Source organism: Colwellia sp. SU-HH01172 (assembly GCF_057553355.1).
Genome location: NZ_BAAJMB010000003.1, coordinates 80,549 through 103,118, shown reverse-complemented (window position 1 = coordinate 103,118; position 22,570 = coordinate 80,549). Strand labels below are relative to the sequence as shown.

Genomic DNA, 22,570 nt, shown 5'->3' with positions numbered 1-22,570 from the left:
AACTCGAAAAGTGGCTTGGTTGCAAAAAAATCGATCACACTAGCAAAAGCATTTAACTTAAAAGTTGCTTCTGCAATGTTGATGTCGATGGCACTCATTGGCTGTTCTGATGATGTTGGTAAAGTCAGTTTAGGCTTATTCACCACCAAAGATGTCGTAATTAACGCGAAACAAGACCCAATAGTTAAAGGGGTAACTTGTCACATCAGCCATGTTGAAGCGGATTTAGACTTTTCTGATCCGTCAGACATGAGCATAGCGTGTCGACAAACCGGTGAAATATCAGCGCAGGCTTTAGCGCAAATTGATCGTTCAAAAAATGGCGAAGTGGTTTTTAAAGAATCAAAAAGCATTTTATTTAAAAGCCTAAAAGTCAGACGTATTTACGATGCTGAACATAAAACCCTTATTTACCTGTCTTATTCAACGAAGGAATCATCGGGTAGCCACCATCATTCCTTGTCGACTGTGCCCTTGTATAATACTAAGGCGTGGGTTTGGGCATTGGCACAAGATGAAAATTCTGATCATTAACTGTATTACCCTGAACTAAAACGTAAAAATAAAAGTAGTAGAAATTATGTTAGCAAAACTATTTAGCCCGAAAGCAATTATTGATGAAAATACCCAAAATTGGATCCACGATACTTTTGCTTGGGCAATTGAAAATTTTGATATTAATGTCTTGAAAAAAGAAACTCGCTTAGTGTTACCAACGAATGAGTTTTATCCGGGCAAGGTATCGAGTATTGATGAAATGGCGCAAGCTATGTTTACCAATACCAAGAAGTATGCAGGCATGCAGCAATGGCCAATTCAAATAACATCGAATGCCCCTGCAAGTCACACTGCCATTGAAGATTTAACCTTAGGGGAAGTAGTTCGAGGTGATAACGCGGAAATAGCGTTACATGCGGGGAACGAAGCCCTGATGTTAGGCTTTACGCCTAATCAAGTAAATCAGCCACAAGATTTAATTGCCGGGATTAGCCAAGCACTTGCCAGTATTTTAGTGGTTTCTAATAAAGTTTTACCACCGGGTGGTAAAGAATATTTACCGCAAGCGATTGACTTAGTCGCCTGTTTTATGGGCTTTGGCGTTATATTTGCTAACACAGCTTATCAATTTAAAGGCGGCTGTGGCTCTTGTAATAATGCCAGTTTGAATCGCCAAGCGGCACTTACTGAGCCTGAAACTTTATATGCTTTGGCATTATTTTGTGTGTTAAAAAAAGAGCCAATTAAGAATGTTAAAGGTCACTTAAAATCACACTTAAGAAAAGACTTTGTTAACGCCTATAAAGGAATTGAACAGTCACTTACTCGCAGCACACAACCAGCACTATTAGCGGTGATGAATTAGTCAACTTAGGATCCGATAGCTAGAATTAACAATTTTAGAAAAAATTCGGTAAATGGATGATTTATTTGCAAATGCGTCTACAGTTAATAGTGTATACCTAAACTATTTGAAGATGTATCTACAAGTAGCTTGAGCATAAAGATTTTATTTTAATTTTTAGGGATCCGTTATGGAATCATTACAAGTAAAAGAATATATGAACCATTATCCAGTAACCTTTACACCTGAGATGGTGGTTGAGGAGGCAGCTTTACGGTTTTTAAAAACCAAGCAAATCGGTGGTCCTGTTATTGATAAAAATAATCAGCTAATAGGGTTTTTATCTGAAAGTGACGTGTTAGCAAAAATGATCGAAACCATTTACTACAACGAGCATATTGCTGATGTTGCAGACTTAATGCGAAAAGAGGTCTTAACGGTAAAACCGTATGACAGTGTCATGGAGTTAGGTCAGCAAATGCTGAAAAATAAACCGAAAGTTTATCCCGTTGTTGATGATGACGAGAACTTATTAGGCACGATATCGCGCAATGATGTTTTGCGTGCTATCGATCTACATTTACGCTCAGGTTATAAGGCATAGTAGCTAGTTAGGGCGTTTGATTTTATTAAAAATAATTAGAAAATAGTAGCAAATGAAAACTTTCAAATTGGTTAAATATTCATTTGCTATTATTTACCTGTTAAACTGTCTTTTTTACTATCTGTTTTGAGTTTGTTTTGTCCACTGAAGCCTCTGTTAATTCTACTGCCAATAAAAAAAAATCTAATAAAAGCAATGAAAATGTCACGGTAAAGTCACTGTTTGAGCAATTACATCGGGTTAAATTATCGGATAAAGCTCGCATTAGAAAACGCTTATTGGGCGTGAAAAAAATCACCAATGTAGACAAACAGCAAAAAGCTCTACAAAAGATTGCTGAGTCAATTGTGCAGTCAGTCGAGAACAAGCAAGTTCGCCTGACAAACTTACCTAAAGTAAGCTATCCGGAAGGTTTACCGGTTTCACAAAATGTTGATGTGATCGCAAAGGCGATTGCTGAAAATCAAGTGGTGATTATTGCCGGTGAAACAGGCTCAGGTAAAACCACACAAATTCCAAAAATATGTTTACAACTTGGTCGTGGAGTTGACGGCATTATTGGTCATACGCAACCACGCCGTATTGCCGCTAGAACGGTGGCAAATCGTATCGCCGATGAACTCAATACTAAATTAGGCAACGCTGTTGGTTATAAGGTGCGTTTTAACGACCAAGTGAGCGAGCATAGCTATATCAAGCTGATGACTGATGGTATTTTGTTGGCTGAAATGCAAAAAGATCGACTACTGCGTCAGTACGATACTTTAATTATTGATGAAGCCCATGAGCGTAGTTTAAACATTGATTTTATTTTGGGGTATTTGCGGCAAATTTTGCCGAAACGCCCTGATTTAAAAATTATTATTACCTCTGCAACCATTGACCCTGAACGCTTTGCTAAACATTTTGCTAGCGCGAATGGTGAACTAGCGCCGATTATTGAAGTTTCTGGTCGAACATTCCCGGTAGAAATGCGTTATCGGCCATTGAACGAAATGGCTGATGAAAGTAATGGTGATGCCGATATTATTTCCGGTATTCTCAATGCGGTAGATGAGCTCAGTTCAGATGGCCGTGGTGCAACAACTGACGGCGATATTTTAGTATTTCTTAATGGCGAACGAGAAATTCGCGATACCGCGCGTGCTTTAGAAAAAGCAAACTTACGTCATACCAATGTTTTACCTTTGTATTCACGCTTAACCGTTGCCGAGCAAAATTTAATATTCAAGCCTCATAGTGGTCGTAATATTGTATTAGCCACTAACGTTGCCGAAACCAGTTTAACCGTGCCGGGCATTAAATATGTTATTGACCCAGGTACGGCAAGAATATCGCGTTATAGTTACCGTACTAAAGTACAACGTTTGCCGATAGAGCCGATTTCACAAGCCAGTGCCAATCAACGTGCGGGTCGTTGTGGTCGTGTCTCTTCCGGTGTTTGTATTCGTTTATATTCTGAAGATGATTACTTAAATCGTCCTGAGTTTACCGACCCTGAAATACTACGGACCAATTTAGCCACGGTTATCTTGCAAATGTTGGCGCTAGATTTAGGCGAGATATCCGACTTTCCTTTTGTACAGCCACCCGATAATCGCAATATTAACGACGGCGTGCGTCTACTCGAAGAATTAGCGGCAATAGATGCCAGTGCTAACCGCGTTAAGTTGACCCAAGTGGGACGTTCGTTATCGAAATTCCCCATCGACCCACGTTTAGCGAAAATGATTTTAACGGCGGCAGACTTAGGCTGTATTGAACAAATATTTATTATTGTAAGTGCCTTAAGTATTCAAGACCCCCGTGAACGTCCGCATGAGAAGCAACAAGCTGCCGATGAAAAGCATGGTCGTTTTAAAAATAAGACATCTGATTTTGTTAGTTTGTTAAAGCTATGGAGCTACGTTGAAGAGCAGCAAAAGCTGTTAACTAACAATCAGTTCCGTCGTTTGTGCCAAAAAGAATTTTTATCCTATATGCGGATTCGAGAATGGCAAGATATCTACAGTCAGTTAACCCATTCATTGCGGGAATTGAAAATCCCGATGAGCCGTATTGAGTTAGATTTATCTGAAGAAACTGAAAAAAATCCAGTTAATGGTAATTTAGATATTGTTCACCAAGCGATATTGTCTGGTTTGTTAAGCCATTTAGGCCAACAAGATGAGAACCGAGAATACAAAGGGGCACGCGGCAGTAAATTCTTTATCTTCCCCGGCTCTGCGTTAGCGAAAAAATCACCGAAGTGGTTAATGGCGGCTGAATTGGTTGAAACCAGCCGTTTGTTTGCTCGTATGGCCGCGAAAATTGACCCGCTATGGCTTGAGCCACTAGCTGAGCATTTAGTTAAACGTAGCTATAGCGAACCGCATTGGGAAAAGAAACAGGGCGCTGTAATGGCGTTTGAACAAGTGACGCTTTACGGCTTAATTATTGTCGGTAAGCGTAAAGTTAACTTCAATAAAATTGAACCCGATACCTGTCGTGAAATCTTTATTCGTGAAGCCTTAGTTAATGGCGATAGCAACATTAAAGAAGCCTTCTTAAAAGATAATCGTCAACTGGTTAATGAAATTGAAGCCTTAGAGCAAAAAGCTCGCCGTAAAGATTTCTTAATTGAAGAGCAGCAGTTAGTTGATTTTTATACCGAGAAACTACCTGAAACGGTTATTTGTCAGCGCAGCTTTTTAGCCTGGTGGAAAAAACAAAAGCAGAGCGATGCTAAGTTATTGAACTTTACTAAAGCATTCTTATTAAAAGAAACCGCAGTAAAACTTTCAGCAAATGAATATCCCGAAACGTGGCAGCAGGGCAGTTTAACTTTGCCACTAAGTTATCATTTTAGTCCAGGTGATATTGACGATGGTATTAGTGTTTTGATCCCCGTTGGCATTTTAAATCAAATAGAAAATACTGGTTTTGATTGGTTAATTCCCGCTTTACGACTTGAACTAATTACCGCCTTGATCAGAGGTTTACCTAAGTCATTACGACGTAACTTTGTGCCCGCACCAAACTATGCTGAAGCCTGTTGTGCGGCAATATCAAATGCAGACAGCACGTTGACCGCGGCGCTTGAAAAGCAATTGTTGAGAATGACAGGTGTGCGCTTACCAGAAGATGCTTGGCAAGGTGTTGAGTTAGTGCCGCATTTATCAATGAATTTTAAAATTGTTAACGAACACGGCAAATTACTTAAACAAGGTCGAAATCTTGACGAGCTAAAAGATGGTTTGCAAGGTCGAGTGCAAGCGTCAATTAAAAAGGTGGCAGATAAGGGCATTGAGCGTAGTGATATTGCCAATTGGGACTTTAAAAGCTTACCGAAAAGCTACGAAAAGAAAGTCGCTAATATCACCATAAAAGCATTTCCGGCTTTGGTTGATAAGAATAAGTCAGTTGCCATTGAATTATTTGAGCATGAAAGCTTAGCAGAGCAAGCGATGTTAGATGGTGTCAGTCGTTTAATTTTATTGAGCATACCGTCGCCAGTAAAATACCTACAGCAGAAATTGCCTAATAAGTCGAAATTGGGTTTGTATTTCAATCCTTTTGGTTCCATTAACGATTTACTCGATGATTGTATTGTTGCCGGTTGTCAGTTCTTAGTAAATGAATACGGCGAGTTGCCGCGCGCACAACAAGAGTTTGCTGCGTGTAAAGAGCATGTTCGCGCTGAAATTGCTGATTGTGTATTAAGTGCCGCGATAAAAGTTGAACGAGTGTTGAGTTTAGCTCACGACGTACGCAAGAAAATGAAAGGCAAAATGTCGTTAAATGTTGTGCAGTCGCATGGTGATATTAAAAGTCAATTGGAAGCTATGGTGTTTAAAGGCTTTATCACCAAGGCCGGTTATCAGCGTTTAGATGATATTGCCCGATACTTAACGGCAATGGAACGTCGACTAGAAAAGCTGCAAATTGATCCGAATCAAGACCGACTGAAAATGCTTGAAATTGAAAAGGTACAAAAAGCATTAGATGCGGTAGTGGCACAACAACCCAAAGGGCAACCTTTGAGGAAAGAGTTAGTGCAAGGCTATTGGATGATTGAGGAATTACGGGTTTCCCTTTTTGCGCAAAACTTGAAAACACCGTTTCCAATTTCGGCTAAGCGAATATTGAACTACCTCAAAGAATACAGTTAAATTCAAGACAATGATTTGACAGTGATGGTTACGGTGAGTATAAATAAAAGCACTAACTATAAAAATATATTGGAGTAGTAATGGTTAATTACGATGATAAACGTAACTTTTATCGGATGATGTTAAACAGTGAAGTAACCGTGACCATTATTGATGATGAAGCTAACAGTAAAATATCTGCCACTTGTCGTGATTTAAGTGCAACGGGTATTGCCATTGAAATGCCACATCCACTTGAAATTAATACTGCGGTACGTATCAGTGTTGAATCTGCTAACAGTGCGGTTCAGCCATTAGATGCTAAAGGAAAAGTGGTCAGGGTGACTGAAGAAGGTACAGACTGTTACCTGATAGGTGTTAACATTACGGAAATTGATTGATAATAAATTAATTTTAATACGAAAATTATTAGGGGCTGTTGATTTTTGTTTATATTTTCAGCAATAGTCATTGCCCAAAGGGCTGAGTCTAAAATTGCCTTACTTTGCGTTGAAAATGACTGATTTAGATAACTAAATTGCACCATTTTCGCCTTAACTAAGACAATTTTAACTCTCAGCTGAATTAATAAACAAAGATCAACAGCCCCTAGCGAAGACCCTGTGAGAAAAGTTTTGCTACAGGGTCTAATTGCTAAGTGTGTTTCATCTCATATTTATAAGCCGTTTAGGTAAGCGCCCAGTTCGCGGCAAAATACACACCGATATAACCAACCGTATACGCTATGGCTAAGTAGCCAATATTGCGAAAATAGCTAATAAAACTCAGCTCTTTAAGTTTACTCATGGCGATAATGCCTGCAGCAGAGCCTATCACTAAAATAGAACCACCAACACCCGTTGCGTAAGTTAGCAGCAACCATTCAGTTACTTCCATGTTAACGTTCGCTTTTAATAATGCGGCGGTTAATGGTACATTGTCGATCACTGACGACATAAAGCCGACGATGTAATTAACCTGTATCGCTGGTAAAACTTGGTAAAGCTTAGTGAAACCATTAAGCACGCCAGTTTCTTTTAAAATACCCACCAGCAGCAATACCCCTAAAAAGAATAATAAGGCGTCATATTCTACTTCACGAATGTAATGCATTACGTCTTGGTTATTTTTATTTGGCAATTTGTTGGCAACTAAAAACATCACTGATAGACCAAACAGAAAACTTAACACTGGCGGGATTTGATAATAAACGTTCAGTAATAAAGTTGTTGTTATTGTTAGCAAGAATATACTGGCAATAATTACGTCACCTTTTGCAATCTTTAAAGGTGTTTGTGGTAAACGAACGGTTCCCGAAAGTTTTAATGATAATAAGCCTGCTAATACAATTACGCCGATAAATGATGGCACTATCAGTATCAGTAAGTTAGCGATGGTGACTTTATTTTCAAGGAAAATCATTAAGGTGGTGACATCACCTGTGATTAACGAAACGCCGCCGCTGTTGACTGCAAAAATAATCAGCGTCGCGTACTTTAAGCGTTTCTTTACCTCAAATTGCAAATTCATTATCACGGTAATAGCAACCAAGGTGGCTGTCACGTTATCTGCAAAAGAAGAAAAAACAAATGCAAAGATGGCGATAACGAACATTAACCCTCTTTCTGAAATGCTTTTGGGTAAAATGCGTTGCACTAATGCCGAGATAAATCCCTTACTATTTAAATAAGCGACAAAGGTCATCGCAGACATTAAAAATAGCCATAATGTTGCTATTTCTAATAAGTTTTCATTTAGTTGATGGTTGGTTTGTACACTGTTGTTACTATTGATAGGAAATATAAAGGCTAATATCCAACATAAAGTACCAAAAAATAAAGTGGTTTTAGCTTTATTAATATGAATTAAATCTTCGGTAATGATCATTATAAAACTAATAATAACCAAGATGAGAATAACTGAGCTGATCATGATTTTTCTTTACCTGTAAATTGTTTTTGATATGACAAAACCTATCGAGGCAGTATCAATATGGTCTGTCTGATGTAAGAGAATTTAAAACGATTAAATAAACAGTATTACAGGTGGGTCACGGCTATTGAGAAAACTGTGGCTAATATAGAAAATGGTAATTGTTTTTGCATCAATATTTGAATTGATTGGTTCTAGGGTAATTAATAGTGGTTGATGGGCAGTTATTTCAGAGGAAGAGTTTTCAGTGATAAAGCAGATATGGCAATTATCTTCTTCAAGTAACGCATGCTCTTGGGCATGGACAAGAGAATAACTTGAACTTAGTAGCCATATGATCAAGAAAAGCGTGCCTAACAAACACTTCAGAGCTTGATTGCATGTTATTGAGCGGCTTTGTTGATTCATAATAGGCGAATATAAGTGCGATAGCTTATTATATTCGATATTAGGCTTGCGAACAGTTGATTTTCAAAGAAACTTATAATGAATCAAATGATAGGGGATTTTCTTAGCCTTATGCATTGCAAGTTTAGCTAGAGCCTATGACTCTAGCTAAATTATGTTTAGTTTATTCTACTTGGCAAACTAACCCTTTTAGGTAGTATCCTTCAGGGTAATTTGATGATACTGGATGATCCGCCGCTTGATGCAGTCGATCAACAAAATAAACGTTTCTTTTGGCATCTAGTGCGGCATCAGCCACTACTTTTTGAAATAAACTCGCTTCCATTAAACCTGAACACGAAAAGGTTAATAGCGTACCGTTAGGCTTGAGCAGTTGCATTGCTAGCATGTTGATATCTTTGTAGCCTCGACAGGCACCAGTTAATTGCGCTTTTGATTCGACAAATTTAGGTGGGTCGAGAATGATCATATCAAAGCTGCGTTTCTCATCTCGATATTGGCGTAGCAATTTAAAAACATCCGCTTTTATGAAGGAAACATTTTTATCGGCTAAATTGTTAAGCTCAACGTTTTGTTTAGCAAGTGCTAATGCCGTATCTGACACGTCAACGTTAATCACTTCTTTCGCGCCATTGGCGGCACAATGCAGTGAAAAAGTACCGGTATATGAAAAACAATTTAAGACACTTTTGTTTTGAGCATATTTTCCAGCGGCAAGGCGTGATTCTCGTTGATCTAAATAAAAGCCGGTTTTATGACCTTGGGCAACATCGACATGAATTTTAATGCCATGTTCTTCAATCACACATTCTGTTGACGCTTGAGGCTCGGTTAACCAACCTGTAACGGGCTCTAAACCTTCTTTTTTACGAACATCAACATCTGAACGTTCATAAATATGGCAACCCGGATAAAGTTCTTTAAGACATTCAACAAGTGTATAACGATGAAAGTCTGCGCCGGCACTAAGAAGTTGGCAGACAATAAAATTGTCATATTTATCAATGGTAATGCCTGGTAAACCGTCAGATTCACCGGCAATAAGACGATAACCTGTTAAGCCGCCTTTTTCGATAAACCAATCGCGGCGAACTTGCGCTTTTAACAATTTATTACGAAAAAAATTGGCATCAATTTCTTCGTCAATATCAAAACTCCAGACCCGAATTCTGATTTGAGATTCAGGTGAATAAGCACCTTTTGCTAGCCAGTTGCCCTTATTGTCAAAGACATCGACCGTGTCACCAAGTAATGGATTGCCTTTAATTTTATTGATAGCTTGAGAAAATATCCATGGATGTTTTCGGCGCAGTGATTTTTCACGCGCAACTTTTAAATAAATTCTTGCTGACATATGCCTATACTTATAATTAACAATAATAATTGCGCGAGTGTAGTCAATGCATTACTCACGTGCAACGTTCTATGTTAACTATTTCTTATTTAACTAGTTAAATAAGGAAATAAAGCAAAAAATAATAGCAAGTAGCTAAAGGTAAGGTGAAGAGTTATGAATGTAAGTTACATGGCGCATGTAAGCGGTAAAGTACAAGGAGTTTATTTTCGGGCTTCTAGTCAACAAGTTGCTATTGACCATGGTTTAAGTGGCTATGCTCGTAATTTAACCGATGGTGATGTTGAAGTATTAATGTGCGGTGAAGAACATGAAATAGACAAAATGCTGGAATGGTTAGCCCATGGTCCTCCGCAAGCAGAGGTTGCCAATATTGAAGCTAAGCAAGTCCCTTGGCAGGAACATCATTTTTTTGCCATTAGCTAGTACCTTTACACTGATGGATAAACGTAAGCGCTATTGGTATTAAAGGTTAAATAAGGCAAAATATTACTAACCTAGTAAGTATTATCAGGAAGTAAATTGAAGTATTTAGCCATTGATGAACAGCAAGCGCTGTCTTTTTCTAACACTGAAGTGCCAGAAATTGCCAGCGATGAATGCTTGATTAAAGTTCGAGCCATAGGTGTTAATCGAGCGGATATCTTGCAAAAGCAAGGCAAGTATCCTGCACCGAAAGGAGAGTCTGAAATACTGGGTATTGAAGCTTGTGGTGATATTGTTGCCATCGGTAAGGCATCAACATTAGATGGTGCCTTTGCTCTTGATGATAAGGTCTTTGCCATTGTACCTGGCGGTGCATATGCTGAGTATGTAAAAGTAAAAACGGCACATCTGATTAAATTACCTGAACAGTTTTCCTATGCACAAGGCGCTGCTATCGCGGAAGCTTATTTAACCGCTTATCAATGTTTGTTTCTAATTGCCGGACTGAAAGAAAAGTCTAAGGTACTGATTCATGCTGGCGCGAGTGGTGTCGGCAGTGCCGCTATTCAGTTGGCAAAGCACCTTAATTGTCATGTTACGGTTACGGTTGGTAGTGAAAAGAAAGTTGCTGCATGTAAAGCGCTTGGGGCTAATGAGGCGATAAATTATCAAGTCACTGATTTTGTTGCTTGGTCAAAACAACAAAAACAGAGTTATGACGTTATTGTTGACGTGGTGGCGGGGCATTATGTTAATAAAAATATCAGTGTTTGTGCCTTGGATGGCCACATTGTGATGTTATCTATGTTAGGTGGGCGATATGCTGAAGGTATTGATGTGGCAAAAATGCTGCTAAAACGCATTAACATCACGGCGACAACCTTACGAAGCCGAACAGATCAGTATAAAAGCCATTTAATAAAGGCTTTTAAAAACGATTTTTATCAATACTTAGAGCAAGGGACGATCGGCCCCGTTATTTATCAACAAAGCCCGTGGCACCAGGCAGAAAAAGCTCATCAAATCATGATGAACAATGAAAATATTGGTAAAATTATTTTAATTCTGGAAAGCTCTTAAGCTCTATTATTACTAGTTAATTTAGTTTCTAAATGTCGAACTTTCACATCGACGCCTGATGCTATTAAGTTTTCAAAGAAGTCATAAATCTGACAAGAAGGCACTTGTTTACAAATAATCTCGTATTTTAATATCGCTTTTTTGCTACTTTGTAAAGATGCTAAATTTAGCCAATATAGGGCTTTATTAAGGTCTTTTTCGACGTACTGACCATTAATATACATTTCGGCAAGGTTCACTTGCCCCTGAGCATAATCATAATTGGCAGATTTAGTAAATAATTCAAAAGCCTGTTGCAGGTTTGTTTCACTGTGTAGCTCTTTTAAATAAGCCTGGCCTTTTAAGTTTTCTCTTCGGCCCTGAATGAAAATACTAGAACGAAACTGTCTTGGTTCAGGGCCAACCCTTTGGCCTAGAAGTTTTTCGTGCACTGGACGCATAGCTTGGTAAATAGCGCCGGACGTAAGCTTTTGTTGTATTTCGCTATGTTTATAATCAAAGCGCTTAGTTTCAAAATAATCTTTGTAGCTTAATTGACCATAATAAATGCTATTAATAGCGGCATGCTGGTGCTGATAATAAAAGCTACCATAAACTAGCGTGACTATACCTCCGGTTATATCGACCACTTTTGCAAGGCGATATTTTTCTTTTGGTCTAAGGTTCTTTTTAATAATGCGGAAATCAAAAAAATAAATGTCGTTGATTTGAGGCGCAGCAATAATTTTTTGGCTTTGCTGTTGTACAACATGATTTTGATAAACAATGCCATAGCTGTAATAGCCAACAGCAAATAGCACAGGAAGGAGTAATAATTTCTTTGAAAAGAAAAACTGCCGTGAAAATTGCAGTACAGTGGGTAAATTGAATGGCCTTAGCTGCGTAACGACACTTTCCTTTAGCATACTTATTCCTTGAATTTTATGTTTTATTTATTAAATAGCTGCTGGCTAATAAACCATAATCATATTGATCTGTCCATTCATCTGCAATGAGGTAATGATCTTTAAAGAAGGCTTCTCTTTGAAAGCCTAATTTTTCCATCACACGATATGAAGATATATTTCGAGGATCGCACTTAGCAACAACTTTAAAAAAGCCTAGCTCGTTAAATAGGTAATCAATGAGTAACTTTGCCGCTTCAGTGCATATGCCTTTGCCAGCTGCTTTATTACTAAGCCGATAACCTATTTCAGCACGTTGGTTATCCCAGTCTTCGATACGAAAAACTACTTCACCAACTAAAGTGTCACCCTCTTGCAGACAAATAACTAAGCCATTCCAATGGCCTAAAGCGAGGTGCCATGGCTTTGATAATTGTTCAACAATTGCAATCGTTTCTTCATCACTCTCTGGGGGGCGTATATAGCGGCAATTTTCCGGATCTTGGCGATAAACTTTTATAACCGAGTAATCTGCTTTTGTTGCCGGTCTAAGATAAATGTTTTTTGTTGATAATGCCGGAGCTAAATGTTGTTCATTTAATTGTATTTTCATCGCCATGTGCTTTTTCACTATTGATTTTTCTAAGTTTTATTTTGCACACGATATAATTGAATTGTAAATGTTTTTTCTAATGTGCCACTAACTTGTACGTGCAAGGTATTGTCACTTACCATTGAATATTCAACTTCATTAGGAAAGTTGAATATTTTCAAATAGAAATTGTTTATTTTTACAGTCGGTAAGTTTAAAGGCGATTGGCAAAGAGTTATGTGAAATTTTAGCTAGATAAAATACCTCATTAGACATTTACCTAACTTTAATGTGGCGTATCAGCTAAATTATAGTATTCGGGCTGCATTTTTTCTTCAAGCTGCTTAAGTCCTTGCAGCAATTTACGGTGTTCAAGCGCCGACTGTTCAAGTTGTGCTTGGAGCTTAGCAACTTTAATTTGCAAACGTTGAGTTTCTAGCCGATCTTTTTGATAAGTATGACATTGAAATAACAGAGCTATTACAAGTATCAACATAACGACTAACTTAATATTAATTCTGTTGAGCATAGTGTTTCTCCTAAAATAGTTATTCGTGTGAATAAATTAAATTGCCTGATTACAGTAATGACGGTTATTTTGAGGAAAAAGTTTTACTACGAAATAAATTTTTTGGTGAAAGAAGAGAAGGAGTTAAGCAAGGGAATTAAGTGTAATTCCCTAAATAGTGGTTATTAGCTGTTATCACCTACATATTGAAAGCGTTTAATGACTTTGCCATTTCTTTCTATGGTTTCATCAAACATAGCAAGGGGCCTGACCCAAATGGCTTTTTCACCATATTCTGGTTGATAAACCACCATGGTTTCTTCGGTTTCACTATGTGTTGCTATGTTTAGCACTTGATAAAAGTTACCTTTGAAGTGTTGATAACGTCCGATTTTTAGCATGAATTTTCTCTTTGTGTTTATTGTCATTAATGGCGTTATTACTTTAGCTCATCTTGCCATCGCTGTGATGCATCATCATCACTACTTTTGGCATCTAACCAAACACTACCGCTACTGGTTAATTCTTTTTTCCAAAATGGCGCTTTGGTTTTTAAAAAGTCGATAAGAAATTCGCAGGCAGCAAACGCCGCTTTACGATGTGGACTCGTTACACCAATAAAAACAATCTGCTCACCTAACTGCAAATCACCAAAACGATGAATAATCGTCACTTTATTTAATGACCAGTTTTCGCGAGCTTTAGCTTCAATATCACTTAGTACCTTTTCTGTCATGCCAGGGTAGTGCTCTAGTGATAAACCTTGTACATCTTGACCTTCGTTAAAGTCTCTAACTTTACCGACAAAAGTTACAACGGCGCCATCTTGATTGTCGTTTGCTAAGTGTTGATATTCATCCGCAACAACAAAATCGTTTTGTTGTACTTTTATCATATTAACCGCCTGTAACTGGTGGAAAAAAGGCTACTTCATCGCCTTCGTTAACTTGCTGTGACCAATCAGTAACTTGCTGATTCACGGCAACAAGCAAGCTATCTGCGCTCATTACTTTGCTCCATAATTCGTTTGTTTGGGCAAGTTGTTGTCGAATTTTGTCAGTTGTTAATTCATCACTGGCATGAATTTGTATGCTGTCGGTCGATAATTGTTCGCGTAAGCGAGCAAAAAACAATACTTTAATCATCATTGGCTCCTTAATTAGTCGTACCTGGGTGCAGGTAGTTGCCGGATTTTCCGCCGCGTTTTTCACAGAGGTGAATATTAGTTATTACCATATCTTTTTGTACAGCTTTGCACATGTCGTAAATGGTTAACGCGGCTGTTGAAGCGGCCGTCAATGCTTCCATTTCGACACCAGTTTTACCTGAAAGTTTACAAAGTGCGGTGATCTCGACACGGTTTTGCTCGGGTTGTGCAACAATATCAAGGTCTATTTTGGTCAACATAAGAGGGTGACAAAGCGGAATAAGTTCACTGGTTTTTTTTGCGGCCATAATGCCGGCAATTCTTGCGGTGGCAAAAACATCACCTTTGTGATGTTTGCCTTCAATAATCATGGCTAAGGTTTCAGCCGACATTTCAATGTAAGCTTGTGCAATGGCCGTACGCTCAGTAACATTTTTTTCAGTGACGTCAACCATATGAGCATTACCATCGGCATTAATATGAGTAAAATCTTCGCTCATCAAAATAATCTCTAAAGTGTTAGCTATTCAGCTATATGTAAATTATCGCTTTATATTACCTTATCTCAGCGCGTATTTTGTGATTTATATTAAGAAATTTTGTTATTTACTTTAGATATTCCAATGTGAGGGAATAGAGTGCTGAGTAGAGTTTGCGTTACTGCTTGAGCTGGAATTTACACTAAAACTTTATATTGAGATAAGAATAATTAAAAAGGGTACGGTTTTACAAATGATGAAAGTCTTTATGGAGGTTTAATATTGTAGAAAAGTGGTATCGTAGAATAATTGGTTTCAGGAGTCGCTATTTTGTAGAGGGTGAACTGATGATCTACTTTTTATACTTAAGTGAAGTTGGTTGCGGGAGCCAGATTTGAACTGACGACCTTCGGGTTATGAGCCCGACGAGCTACCAGGCTGCTCCATCCCGCGTCCGAATGGTTTAAGTGATTACTTAAACAAGCCTTAGAAGTTTTGTTTCATTCTAAAAGAAAAGTTTGTTTAAACTCTAACATTGAAAAGAGTTGGTTGCGGGAGCCACTATTTCCGAAGAGAGTGAACTGACGACCTCAGGTCGTACGCCCAATATAATATTTATTTAATCTCTCATATTATAGAAGAGTTGGTTGCGGGAGCCAGATTTGAACTGACGACCTTCGGGTTATGAGCCCGACGAGCTACCAGGCTGCTCCATCCCGCGTCCGAATGACCTAGAAAAACTAGGAAAGCCAAGTTGTTTTAATTCAAACTTAAGAATTGCTTTTTATACTTAAGCGAAGTTGGTTGCGGGAGCCACTATTTCCGAAGAGAGTGAACTGACGACCTTATGTCGTACGCCCAATATAATATTTATTTAATCTCTCATATTATGAAAGAGTTGGTTGCGGGAGCCAGATTTGAACTGACGACCTTCGGGTTATGAGCCCGACGAGCTACCAGGCTGCTCCATCCCGCGTCCGAATGGTTTAAGTGATTACTTAAACAAGCCTTAGAAGTTTTGTTTCATTCTAAAAGAAAAGTTTGTTTAAACTCTAACATTGAAAAGAGTTGGTTGCGGGAGCCACTATTTCCGAAGAGAGTGAACTGACGACCTCAGGTCGTACGCCCAATATAATATTTATTTAATCTCTCATATTATAGAAGAGTTGGTTGCGGGAGCCAGATTTGAACTGACGACCTTCGGGTTATGAGCCCGACGAGCTACCAGGCTGCTCCATCCCGCGTCCGAATGACCTAGTAAAACTAGGAAGCCAAGACTAGTTTAATTCTAGCTTAAGAATGCTTTAAAAGTAGCGTTTAGCTGCTTCCCTGAAAGCGAGGCGTATAATAAGGATACCTAAGGTAATTTGCAACCGGTTTTAAGATTATTTTTAGCTTTTAGGTCATCTATTTTTTACTTGTTGTTTTTTTGTTCGTGAATGACTCGTAATTCACACAATTTGAACTTGTTTTAATAAAACACTTACTAAATTTTCGCTATTTGCTGTTAGTTTGTGCAAATTTGTAAAATGGCTATAAGTAGTGGACGTCTTTAGTTTATAATCGCGGGCATAAATTAGATTGGAAACCCGTTATGCAGCAATTTTTAGCATTAACCTCTCCGGGAATAGAAATATTACTGGCACAAGAACTTAAAGATTTAAAAGCCGAGCAAGTTGTACAAAAACCTGAAGGTGTTTATTTCAACTCTACAATAGAGCATGCATATCACATATGCCTTCATTTACGCTTGGCAACTCGTGTATTACTAAAGTTAGGTGAGGGCGATGCAAAGAATAAAGAAGAATTGTATGCCTCGGCAAAATCAATCGCTTGGTCTGAAGCCTTTTCTGTTGATAAAACCTTTGCTATTGATTTTGTTGGTACTAGTGATGAAATTCGAAATAGCCAATTTGGCGCGTTAACCGTTAAAGATGCCGTTGTTGACCATTTTCGTGAATTAAACGAAGACCGCCCGTCAATTGATAAATCATCTCCGCAGGTAAGTTTTCAAGCACGTTTATTAAGAGAAAAAGTTGTTATTTATTTGGATTTTTCTGGACGTAGCTTATTTAAACGTGGTTATCGAGAAAATACGGGTGCTGCGCCATTAAAAGAACATTTAGCGGCGGCAATTATTACTCGGTCAGGTTGGTTGGAAGATACGACTAAGCCTTTAGTTGATCCTATGTGTGGTTCTGGCACGGTCGTTATTGAAGCCGTGTTAATGGCTGCTGGTTATGCTCCTGGGATAGACAGAGCTCAATGGGGCTTTGATTATTGGTTAGGTCATCAACAAGATGCATGGAAGGCGGCTAAATCTTTGGCAATTGAGCAATCTCATGTTGGTTTAACGCAACTGAAAACCAAAGTATTTGGTATTGACCTTGACGGCAGAGTGTTAAAAACGGCGCAACAAAATGCTAAAAATGCTGGCATACAGCGCTTTATCGAGTTTTCATGTAAAAGCGCCAACGATATGAAAAATGCCTTCGGCCCTAAAGGTACAATTTTATTCAATCCGCCATATGGTGAGCGAATTGGTGAACTACCTGAGCTTGTTGAAACCTTCGCGTTGTTAGGACAAAAGTTTAAGTCGCACTTTGTTAATTGGCGTGTGGCAGTACTAACAGCAAACGTCGAATTGCTAGCCATGATGAAAATGGTCAGTTTTAAACGCTATAAATTTAAAAATGGTCCTTTAGATTGTCAGTTTGCTTTATATAATTTAGATGAAAAACAAGTGGCAAGCAGTAATGTTAATGTTGAATTTGAACAAAAAGACTCAGCATTTGCTAATCGACTATTAAAGAATAAGAAAAACTTAAAAGGTTGGTTGAAGCAGGAGCAAGTTCAATGTTATCGCCTGTATGATGCCGATATTCCTGAGTATAACGTTGCCGTTGATGTTTACGGCGACCACCTTGTTATTCATGAGTATGCTGCACCGGCAAAAATAGAACCTGAAAAAGTTGCTAAGCGTTTACAAGAAGTGGTTTATTTCGCGCCGAAAGTGCTTGATGTTGCAACAGATAAGGTGATTATTAAAACCCGTGCCAAACAAAAAGGTAAAGATCAGTATCAACGTGTTGAACAATCAAGAAAATCTATGGTTGTTGATGAATATGGTGCAAAGCTTAAAGTTAACCTTTGGGATTATTTAGATACTGGTTTGTTTTTAGATCATCGAAAAACTCGGCAAATTGTCGCTAAAAAAGCAAAAAACAAATCATTATTGAATCTATTTGCTTATACCGGCTCGGTATCATTGCAAGCGGCATTGCATGGTGCCAGCACAGTGACAACGGTTGATATGTCAAATACCTATTTAAGTTGGGCACAAGATAACTTTGTACTAAACAACTTAACAGGTCATAAATATCAGTTTATTCAGGCCGACTGTTTGCAGTGGTTAAAAAATAACGAGCAAAAATTTGATGTTGTTTTTATTGACCCACCTACATTTTCAAACTCAAAGCGTATGGGCGAAAGTTTTGATGTTCAACGTGACCACGTTAGCCTCATTACTGATGGCTTGAAGTCTTTAGCTGAGGGCGGTGAATTAATATTTACCAATAACAAACGTAACTTCAAAATGGATTTTGACGCCATGTCGGCATTAGGGCTAAATGTGCAGGAAATGACAGAAAAAACCCGAGATAAGGACTTTCAGCGCAATAAGCATATCCACAATAGTTGGTTATTTACCCGTAAGGCTAGTTAGTATGTCGGCGAAATTTAATTTATATGGTACAGAAGGTTGTCATTTGTGTGAGGACGCATTGACATTATGTTTGGCGCTGATGCCAGCAGAAGATATTAAGGTGGTCGATATTATTGATGACGAAAAGTTGCTTGAATTGTACCGAATTAGCATCCCGGTGTTAGAACGTTTATCAGATCAAGAAAAGCTATTTTGGCCATTTGAACAAGCACAAGTTTTGGAGTTGTTGTAATTTATGGAATTAATTCGTATTTCGCAGGGTGAATTGGCCTTTGGTGAAGATAAGGTTTTAGATAAAGCGGACTTAAGTATACAAACAGGTGAACGAATTTGTTTGGTTGGCCGAAATGGTGCAGGAAAGTCTACCTTAATGAAGGTCTTAATGGGCTTGCAAGTTTTAGATGATGGCCAAGTACTTAAATCTAGCACTATGCAAGTTGCGATGTTAGAGCAAGACCCTCCCGAGTCTTCAAATATCAGTGTTTTTGATTATATTGCCCAAGGTGTTAAGAAAAATGCGGACCTAATTAAACGTTATCATGTGATTATTCATGACGTTACCGAAGACCCATCAGAAGCAAACTTAAATAAATTAGCCGCTGTTCAAGAACAACTTGAACTTGCTGATGCCTGGCAAGATGAGCAGCGTATCGAACAAGTGATGACGACCTTGTCTTTAAATGCTGATGATAGCATTTGTGATTTATCTGGTGGTTGGCTACGTAAGTTGGCATTAGCTAAAGCACTAGTTACTGCACCAGATATTTTATTACTAGATGAGCCAACTAACCATTTAGATATTAAAAGTGTGTTGTGGCTAGAATCATTCTTAAAAGATTTTGCCGGTACGATATTGTTTATTAGTCATGATAGGGCGTTTATTCGTGGTGTTTCGACACGTATCCTGGATTTAGACCGTGGCATATTAAAAAGTTACCCGGGTAATTATGATTTATATATCGAACAAAAAGCGCACGATTTACAAGTAGAAACACAGCAAAATGCCCTGTTTGATAAGAAGCTGGCAGAAGAAGAAGTGTGGATCAGACAAGGTGTAAAAGCGCGCCGTACCCGAAATGAAGGTCGAGTCAGAGCACTTGAAAAGCTAAGACAAGAACGCCAAGCTCGTCGTGAAGTGCGCAATCAAAGTTCCATGAACATTACTCAAGGCGATCGTTCTGGTAAATTGGTGTTTGAAGCTGAGCAAGTATCTATCGCTTTTGAAGATAAAGTGATTATTAAAGGTTTAGACCTATTAATCACTCGCAATGATCGCTTAGCCTTTATCGGCGCAAACGGCACGGGTAAGTCGACTTTGATTAAAATGATCATGGGCAAACTTGAAGCCACTAGCGGTAAAATGCGCTCAGGAGTTAATTTAGAAGTCGCCTATTTTGACCAGCACCGTGATGCATTAGATGTTAATAAAACCGTACAAGAAATTGTTGGTGAAGGTAAGCAAGAAGTCATGGTTAATGGTAAACCACGCCATGTGTTGGGTTACCTGCAAGATTTTCTTTTTAGCCCTAAGCGGGCAAGAACACCGGTGCGTGCTTTATCGGGTGGAGAGAAGAACCGATTATTACTAGCGAGATTGTTTTTACGGCCAAGTAACCTCTTAATACTAGATGAACCAACCAATGATTTGGATATTGAAACCTTAGAATTATTGGAAGAAGTCGTTGCAAATTATGCAGGAACCGTTATTTTAGTCAGCCATGATCGTGATTTTGTTAATAATTGTGTCAGTAGTTGTTTGTATTTTGATGGTACAGGACATATTACACAAATTGTTGGCGGTTACGATGATGTTGACGAATACGTTGTATATAAAGATAAACAGCGTGAAGCAATGGCAAAGCCAGTAATAAAAGAAGAAAAAGTAAAAGTGGCAACCGCCGCTGTGAAAACGGAACCGGCTAGTAAGAAGAAACTTTCTTTTAATGAAAAGAGAGAATTAGAAAGCTTACCTGAACAAATAGATACACTTGAAAACTTGATTGATGACTTGCAACAGCAAGTGAATCAAGGTGATTTTTTTAGCCAAGAAAAAGCGCTAACCAATAAAATATTGAACCAGTTAGCTGAAACTGAGTCCAAACTCGAAGTTGCCTATGCTAGGTGGCAAGAATTAGATGAATAATAACGATAGTGAGTTTAGTAGTTACATGAACAAATTTTTAAAATCGATTTTAGCATTAGGTATCACTAGTGCATTAGGAATATCCGCCGTTAATGCTGCCACATACCAAGTTATCGATAAAGGTGATGTCTCTTCATTAAAGTATACTTATTCACAGCAAGAAAATAATAATGGTGAAGCCGCTATTTCAGGGACAGACATTTATAACTTTCCGGTACAGTTTCAGTATTTAGATGAAGATGATTTTGACGCTATCGTATCATTAGCAAATAATTCTTTTGAGGGTGTTCATGAATTAAATGATATAGAAGATGAAGCGGCTTTAAGGGCGGGTAACCCTACGGCGAATGATCTTTCTTGGGCTATTCGTTTTTTAAGTGCCAGAGCCGGTAATACTCTCTACCAAGAAGTTGGTGATGTCTTTGCTATGACAAATTTTACTGGTCAAACGGAATTGTTTAATGTTTTTGATACGCAATTTCCAGGTACAGATACCTATACTCGTTCAACTAAGGAGTTTATTAGTGGCATAACTGATGAAGGTTGGGTATACGGTAATGCCTCTGCGCCCTATTTGCCGCTTGACTTTACTGAAAGTGATGATGAAGAAGTAACTCACTGGGTCCGTGAGTTTACTACTCGTGGTTTTTTCTCTCCAGATGGCGGCGCCAGTATTATTGAGATTATTCCTCCGAGTGAGACTGATTTGCCTGAAGAACAGCGTTTTGGTGGTGAGTCGGCGATATTAGATATTAGTGAGTCTCATATTGCAGTAGGCTATGGCAGTACTAGTATTGATCAAAATGCCATTGATTTTATTACCGATGATACTGGTGGCTGTGCTGACCCAGACGTGCTTGATGATTTGCCTTTTGAAGTTTGTGTACAACGTATCATTGCCGATGTCTATAATACAGAAGCCATAAAGTGGACTATTGATGAACAGGGAACTGTTACGTCTGAAACCTTAGGGCACTTAGTCACGCCACATGAAGATGATGATCGTGAATTTGTTAATTTTGCTCAAGCGGTTAATAATAGTGGCGTTGTTGTTGGCTTTGCTCATGGTTGGGTGGATGAGAATGAAACTGAACCAAGCGAAAATGAGTCAAGAAGTTTGTATGCGGTGGTGTATAAAAATGGCGAAGTAACCGACTTTACTGAAGATCATAGTGAGTTTTTTGACTCGCGCGCTTATGATATAAATGATGCTGGCATTGCTGTTGGTCACGTGAATACATTCGTAAATGGTAATCAAAGAACTAAGTTTTATCATGTTGATACTAATGCTGAAAACATGGAAATGGTGTTTCCAGATGATTTCTTTGTCGGTAGTTCGAGTACGGCAAGGGCAATTAATGAAAATGGTATGATTGTTGGTGAAGGTGAGGTGGAAACTCATAACGATAACAACGGTTCTAACCCCAGACGCACCCATGGCTTTGTTTATGATATTACCAGTAAAGTTTTTAGCGATTTAAATGACTTTTTAGAATGTGAGAGCAATTACACAGTAATAGAAGCACGTGATATTAATGATGCTAATGAAATTTCAGCAACCGCTTTAATAAAAGTTCCTCGTCGTGATTCAAAGGGGGAGCTAATGCTTGACGATAAAGGAGAGCAACTGACTGAAGATGTTGTTCGTGCTGTGACATTAAAACCGATTGATGGTGAAATTGAAGATTGTAGTGAAGTCGAAGAAACAATCGAAAGGCAGGGGGCTGGTTTCGGTTTGACAAGTTTAATGCTGTTAATGTTTGCAGGATTAAGACGCCGTTTTAGTTAACCTTTAGTCTTAATTAATTATTGAAAAA

Annotated in this window: 21 protein-coding genes and 4 tRNA genes; 11 read left to right on the top strand and 14 right to left on the bottom strand. The window is 38.4% G+C overall.

Annotated elements, in window-relative coordinates:
* Window positions 1-75: 75 nt before the first annotated feature.
* From AC27JP_RS09925 to AC27JP_RS09905, 5 genes are all read left to right on the top strand, one after another.
* Window positions 76-534, top strand: coding sequence for a CreA family protein (locus AC27JP_RS09925; protein ID WP_487115195.1), 459 nt, complete (start codon window positions 76-78; stop codon window positions 532-534).
* A gap of 46 nt (window positions 535-580) precedes the next feature.
* Entirely contained in the window at window positions 581-1,363 is a 783-nt protein-coding gene (locus AC27JP_RS09920; protein WP_487114561.1) for a hypothetical protein, read from the top strand.
* A 169-nt stretch (window positions 1,364-1,532) separates the two neighbouring features.
* Window positions 1,533-1,946 (top strand): CBS domain-containing protein, encoded by a 414-nt coding sequence (locus AC27JP_RS09915; protein ID WP_487114559.1) that lies wholly within the window; start codon window positions 1,533-1,535, stop codon window positions 1,944-1,946.
* A gap of 218 nt (window positions 1,947-2,164) precedes the next feature.
* Entirely contained in the window at window positions 2,165-6,097 is a 3,933-nt protein-coding gene (gene hrpA / locus AC27JP_RS09910; RefSeq protein ID WP_487115193.1) for an ATP-dependent RNA helicase HrpA, read from the top strand.
* An 80-nt stretch (window positions 6,098-6,177) separates the two neighbouring features.
* Window positions 6,178-6,477, top strand: coding sequence for a PilZ domain-containing protein (locus tag AC27JP_RS09905; protein WP_487114557.1), 300 nt, complete (start codon window positions 6,178-6,180; stop codon window positions 6,475-6,477).
* A gap of 286 nt (window positions 6,478-6,763) precedes the next feature.
* On the opposite strand, the gene nhaD is transcribed toward AC27JP_RS09905, so the two are convergent.
* The 3 genes from nhaD to AC27JP_RS09890 form a co-directional block, all read right to left on the bottom strand.
* Window positions 6,764-8,008, bottom strand: a complete 1,245-nt coding sequence (nhaD, locus tag AC27JP_RS09900; protein ID WP_487114555.1) for a sodium:proton antiporter NhaD — start codon at window positions 8,006-8,008, stop codon at window positions 6,764-6,766.
* A gap of 93 nt (window positions 8,009-8,101) precedes the next feature.
* The gene (locus tag AC27JP_RS09895) at window positions 8,102-8,350 is read right to left on the bottom strand and encodes a hypothetical protein (RefSeq protein ID WP_487114553.1); all 249 of its coding nucleotides are present in this window, start codon (window positions 8,348-8,350) and stop codon (window positions 8,102-8,104) included.
* A 229-nt stretch (window positions 8,351-8,579) separates the two neighbouring features.
* A complete protein-coding gene (locus tag AC27JP_RS09890) occupies window positions 8,580-9,770 on the bottom strand; it encodes a class I SAM-dependent methyltransferase (protein ID WP_487114551.1) in 1,191 nt (396 codons plus the stop codon).
* Window positions 9,771-9,926: 156 nt separating this feature from the next.
* Between AC27JP_RS09890 and AC27JP_RS09885 the strand changes: the two genes are divergently transcribed.
* On the top strand, window positions 9,927-10,196 hold the full coding sequence (locus tag AC27JP_RS09885; protein WP_487114549.1) for an acylphosphatase: 270 nt from the start codon (window positions 9,927-9,929) through the stop codon (window positions 10,194-10,196).
* Window positions 10,197-10,292: 96 nt separating this feature from the next.
* A complete protein-coding gene (locus tag AC27JP_RS09880) occupies window positions 10,293-11,276 on the top strand; it encodes an NAD(P)H-quinone oxidoreductase (protein ID WP_487114547.1) in 984 nt (327 codons plus the stop codon).
* Here AC27JP_RS09880 and AC27JP_RS09875 read toward each other — a convergent pair.
* The 11 genes from AC27JP_RS09875 to AC27JP_RS09825 form a co-directional block, all read right to left on the bottom strand.
* Window positions 11,273-12,181 (bottom strand): tetratricopeptide repeat protein, encoded by a 909-nt coding sequence (locus AC27JP_RS09875; protein WP_487114545.1) that lies wholly within the window; start codon window positions 12,179-12,181, stop codon window positions 11,273-11,275. The genes AC27JP_RS09880 and AC27JP_RS09875 overlap by 4 nt on opposite strands.
* Before the next feature lie 16 nt (window positions 12,182-12,197).
* Window positions 12,198-12,773 carry a GNAT family N-acetyltransferase gene (locus tag AC27JP_RS09870; RefSeq protein WP_487114543.1) on the bottom strand — a complete coding sequence of 192 codons (576 nt, stop codon included), beginning with the start codon at window positions 12,771-12,773 and terminating at the stop codon, window positions 12,198-12,200.
* Between the two features lie 265 nt (window positions 12,774-13,038).
* Complete coding sequence (locus AC27JP_RS09865; protein ID WP_487114541.1) at window positions 13,039-13,281, bottom strand: hypothetical protein; 243 nt, start codon at window positions 13,279-13,281, stop codon at window positions 13,039-13,041.
* A gap of 164 nt (window positions 13,282-13,445) precedes the next feature.
* Window positions 13,446-13,661 carry a DUF1653 domain-containing protein gene (locus AC27JP_RS09860; protein ID WP_487114539.1) on the bottom strand — a complete coding sequence of 72 codons (216 nt, stop codon included), beginning with the start codon at window positions 13,659-13,661 and terminating at the stop codon, window positions 13,446-13,448.
* Between the two features lie 38 nt (window positions 13,662-13,699).
* On the bottom strand, window positions 13,700-14,155 hold the full coding sequence (gene moaE, locus AC27JP_RS09855; RefSeq protein WP_487114537.1) for a molybdopterin synthase catalytic subunit MoaE: 456 nt from the start codon (window positions 14,153-14,155) through the stop codon (window positions 13,700-13,702).
* A 1-nt stretch (window position 14,156) separates the two neighbouring features.
* On the bottom strand, window positions 14,157-14,405 hold the full coding sequence (moaD, locus tag AC27JP_RS09850; protein WP_487115191.1) for a molybdopterin converting factor subunit 1: 249 nt from the start codon (window positions 14,403-14,405) through the stop codon (window positions 14,157-14,159).
* 10 nt (window positions 14,406-14,415) lie between these two features.
* Entirely contained in the window at window positions 14,416-14,907 is a 492-nt protein-coding gene (moaC, locus tag AC27JP_RS09845; RefSeq protein WP_487114535.1) for a cyclic pyranopterin monophosphate synthase MoaC, read from the bottom strand.
* 355 nt (window positions 14,908-15,262) lie between these two features.
* Window positions 15,263-15,339, bottom strand: a tRNA-Met gene (locus AC27JP_RS09840).
* A 191-nt stretch (window positions 15,340-15,530) separates the two neighbouring features.
* Window positions 15,531-15,607 (bottom strand) — tRNA-Met (locus tag AC27JP_RS09835).
* Between the two features lie 178 nt (window positions 15,608-15,785).
* Window positions 15,786-15,862 (bottom strand) — tRNA-Met (locus AC27JP_RS09830).
* Window positions 15,863-16,053: 191 nt separating this feature from the next.
* Window positions 16,054-16,130, bottom strand: a tRNA-Met gene (locus AC27JP_RS09825).
* Window positions 16,131-16,480: 350 nt separating this feature from the next.
* Here AC27JP_RS09825 and rlmKL point away from each other — a divergent pair.
* The 4 genes from rlmKL to AC27JP_RS09805 are packed head-to-tail and all read left to right on the top strand — an operon-like array spanning window position 16,481 to window position 22,542.
* On the top strand, window positions 16,481-18,610 hold the full coding sequence (rlmKL, locus tag AC27JP_RS09820) for a bifunctional 23S rRNA (guanine(2069)-N(7))-methyltransferase RlmK/23S rRNA (guanine(2445)-N(2))-methyltransferase RlmL (RefSeq protein ID WP_487114533.1): 2,130 nt from the start codon (window positions 16,481-16,483) through the stop codon (window positions 18,608-18,610).
* Between the two features lies 1 nt (window position 18,611).
* Entirely contained in the window at window positions 18,612-18,842 is a 231-nt protein-coding gene (locus AC27JP_RS09815) for a glutaredoxin family protein (RefSeq protein WP_487114531.1), read from the top strand.
* A 3-nt stretch (window positions 18,843-18,845) separates the two neighbouring features.
* Complete coding sequence (uup, locus tag AC27JP_RS09810; RefSeq protein ID WP_487114529.1) at window positions 18,846-20,753, top strand: ATP-binding cassette ATPase Uup; 1,908 nt, start codon at window positions 18,846-18,848, stop codon at window positions 20,751-20,753.
* Entirely contained in the window at window positions 20,746-22,542 is a 1,797-nt protein-coding gene (locus tag AC27JP_RS09805; RefSeq protein WP_487114527.1) for a DUF3466 family protein, read from the top strand. Before uup ends, AC27JP_RS09805 begins: the two co-directional genes overlap by 8 nt.
* Window positions 22,543-22,570 lie beyond the last annotated feature (28 nt).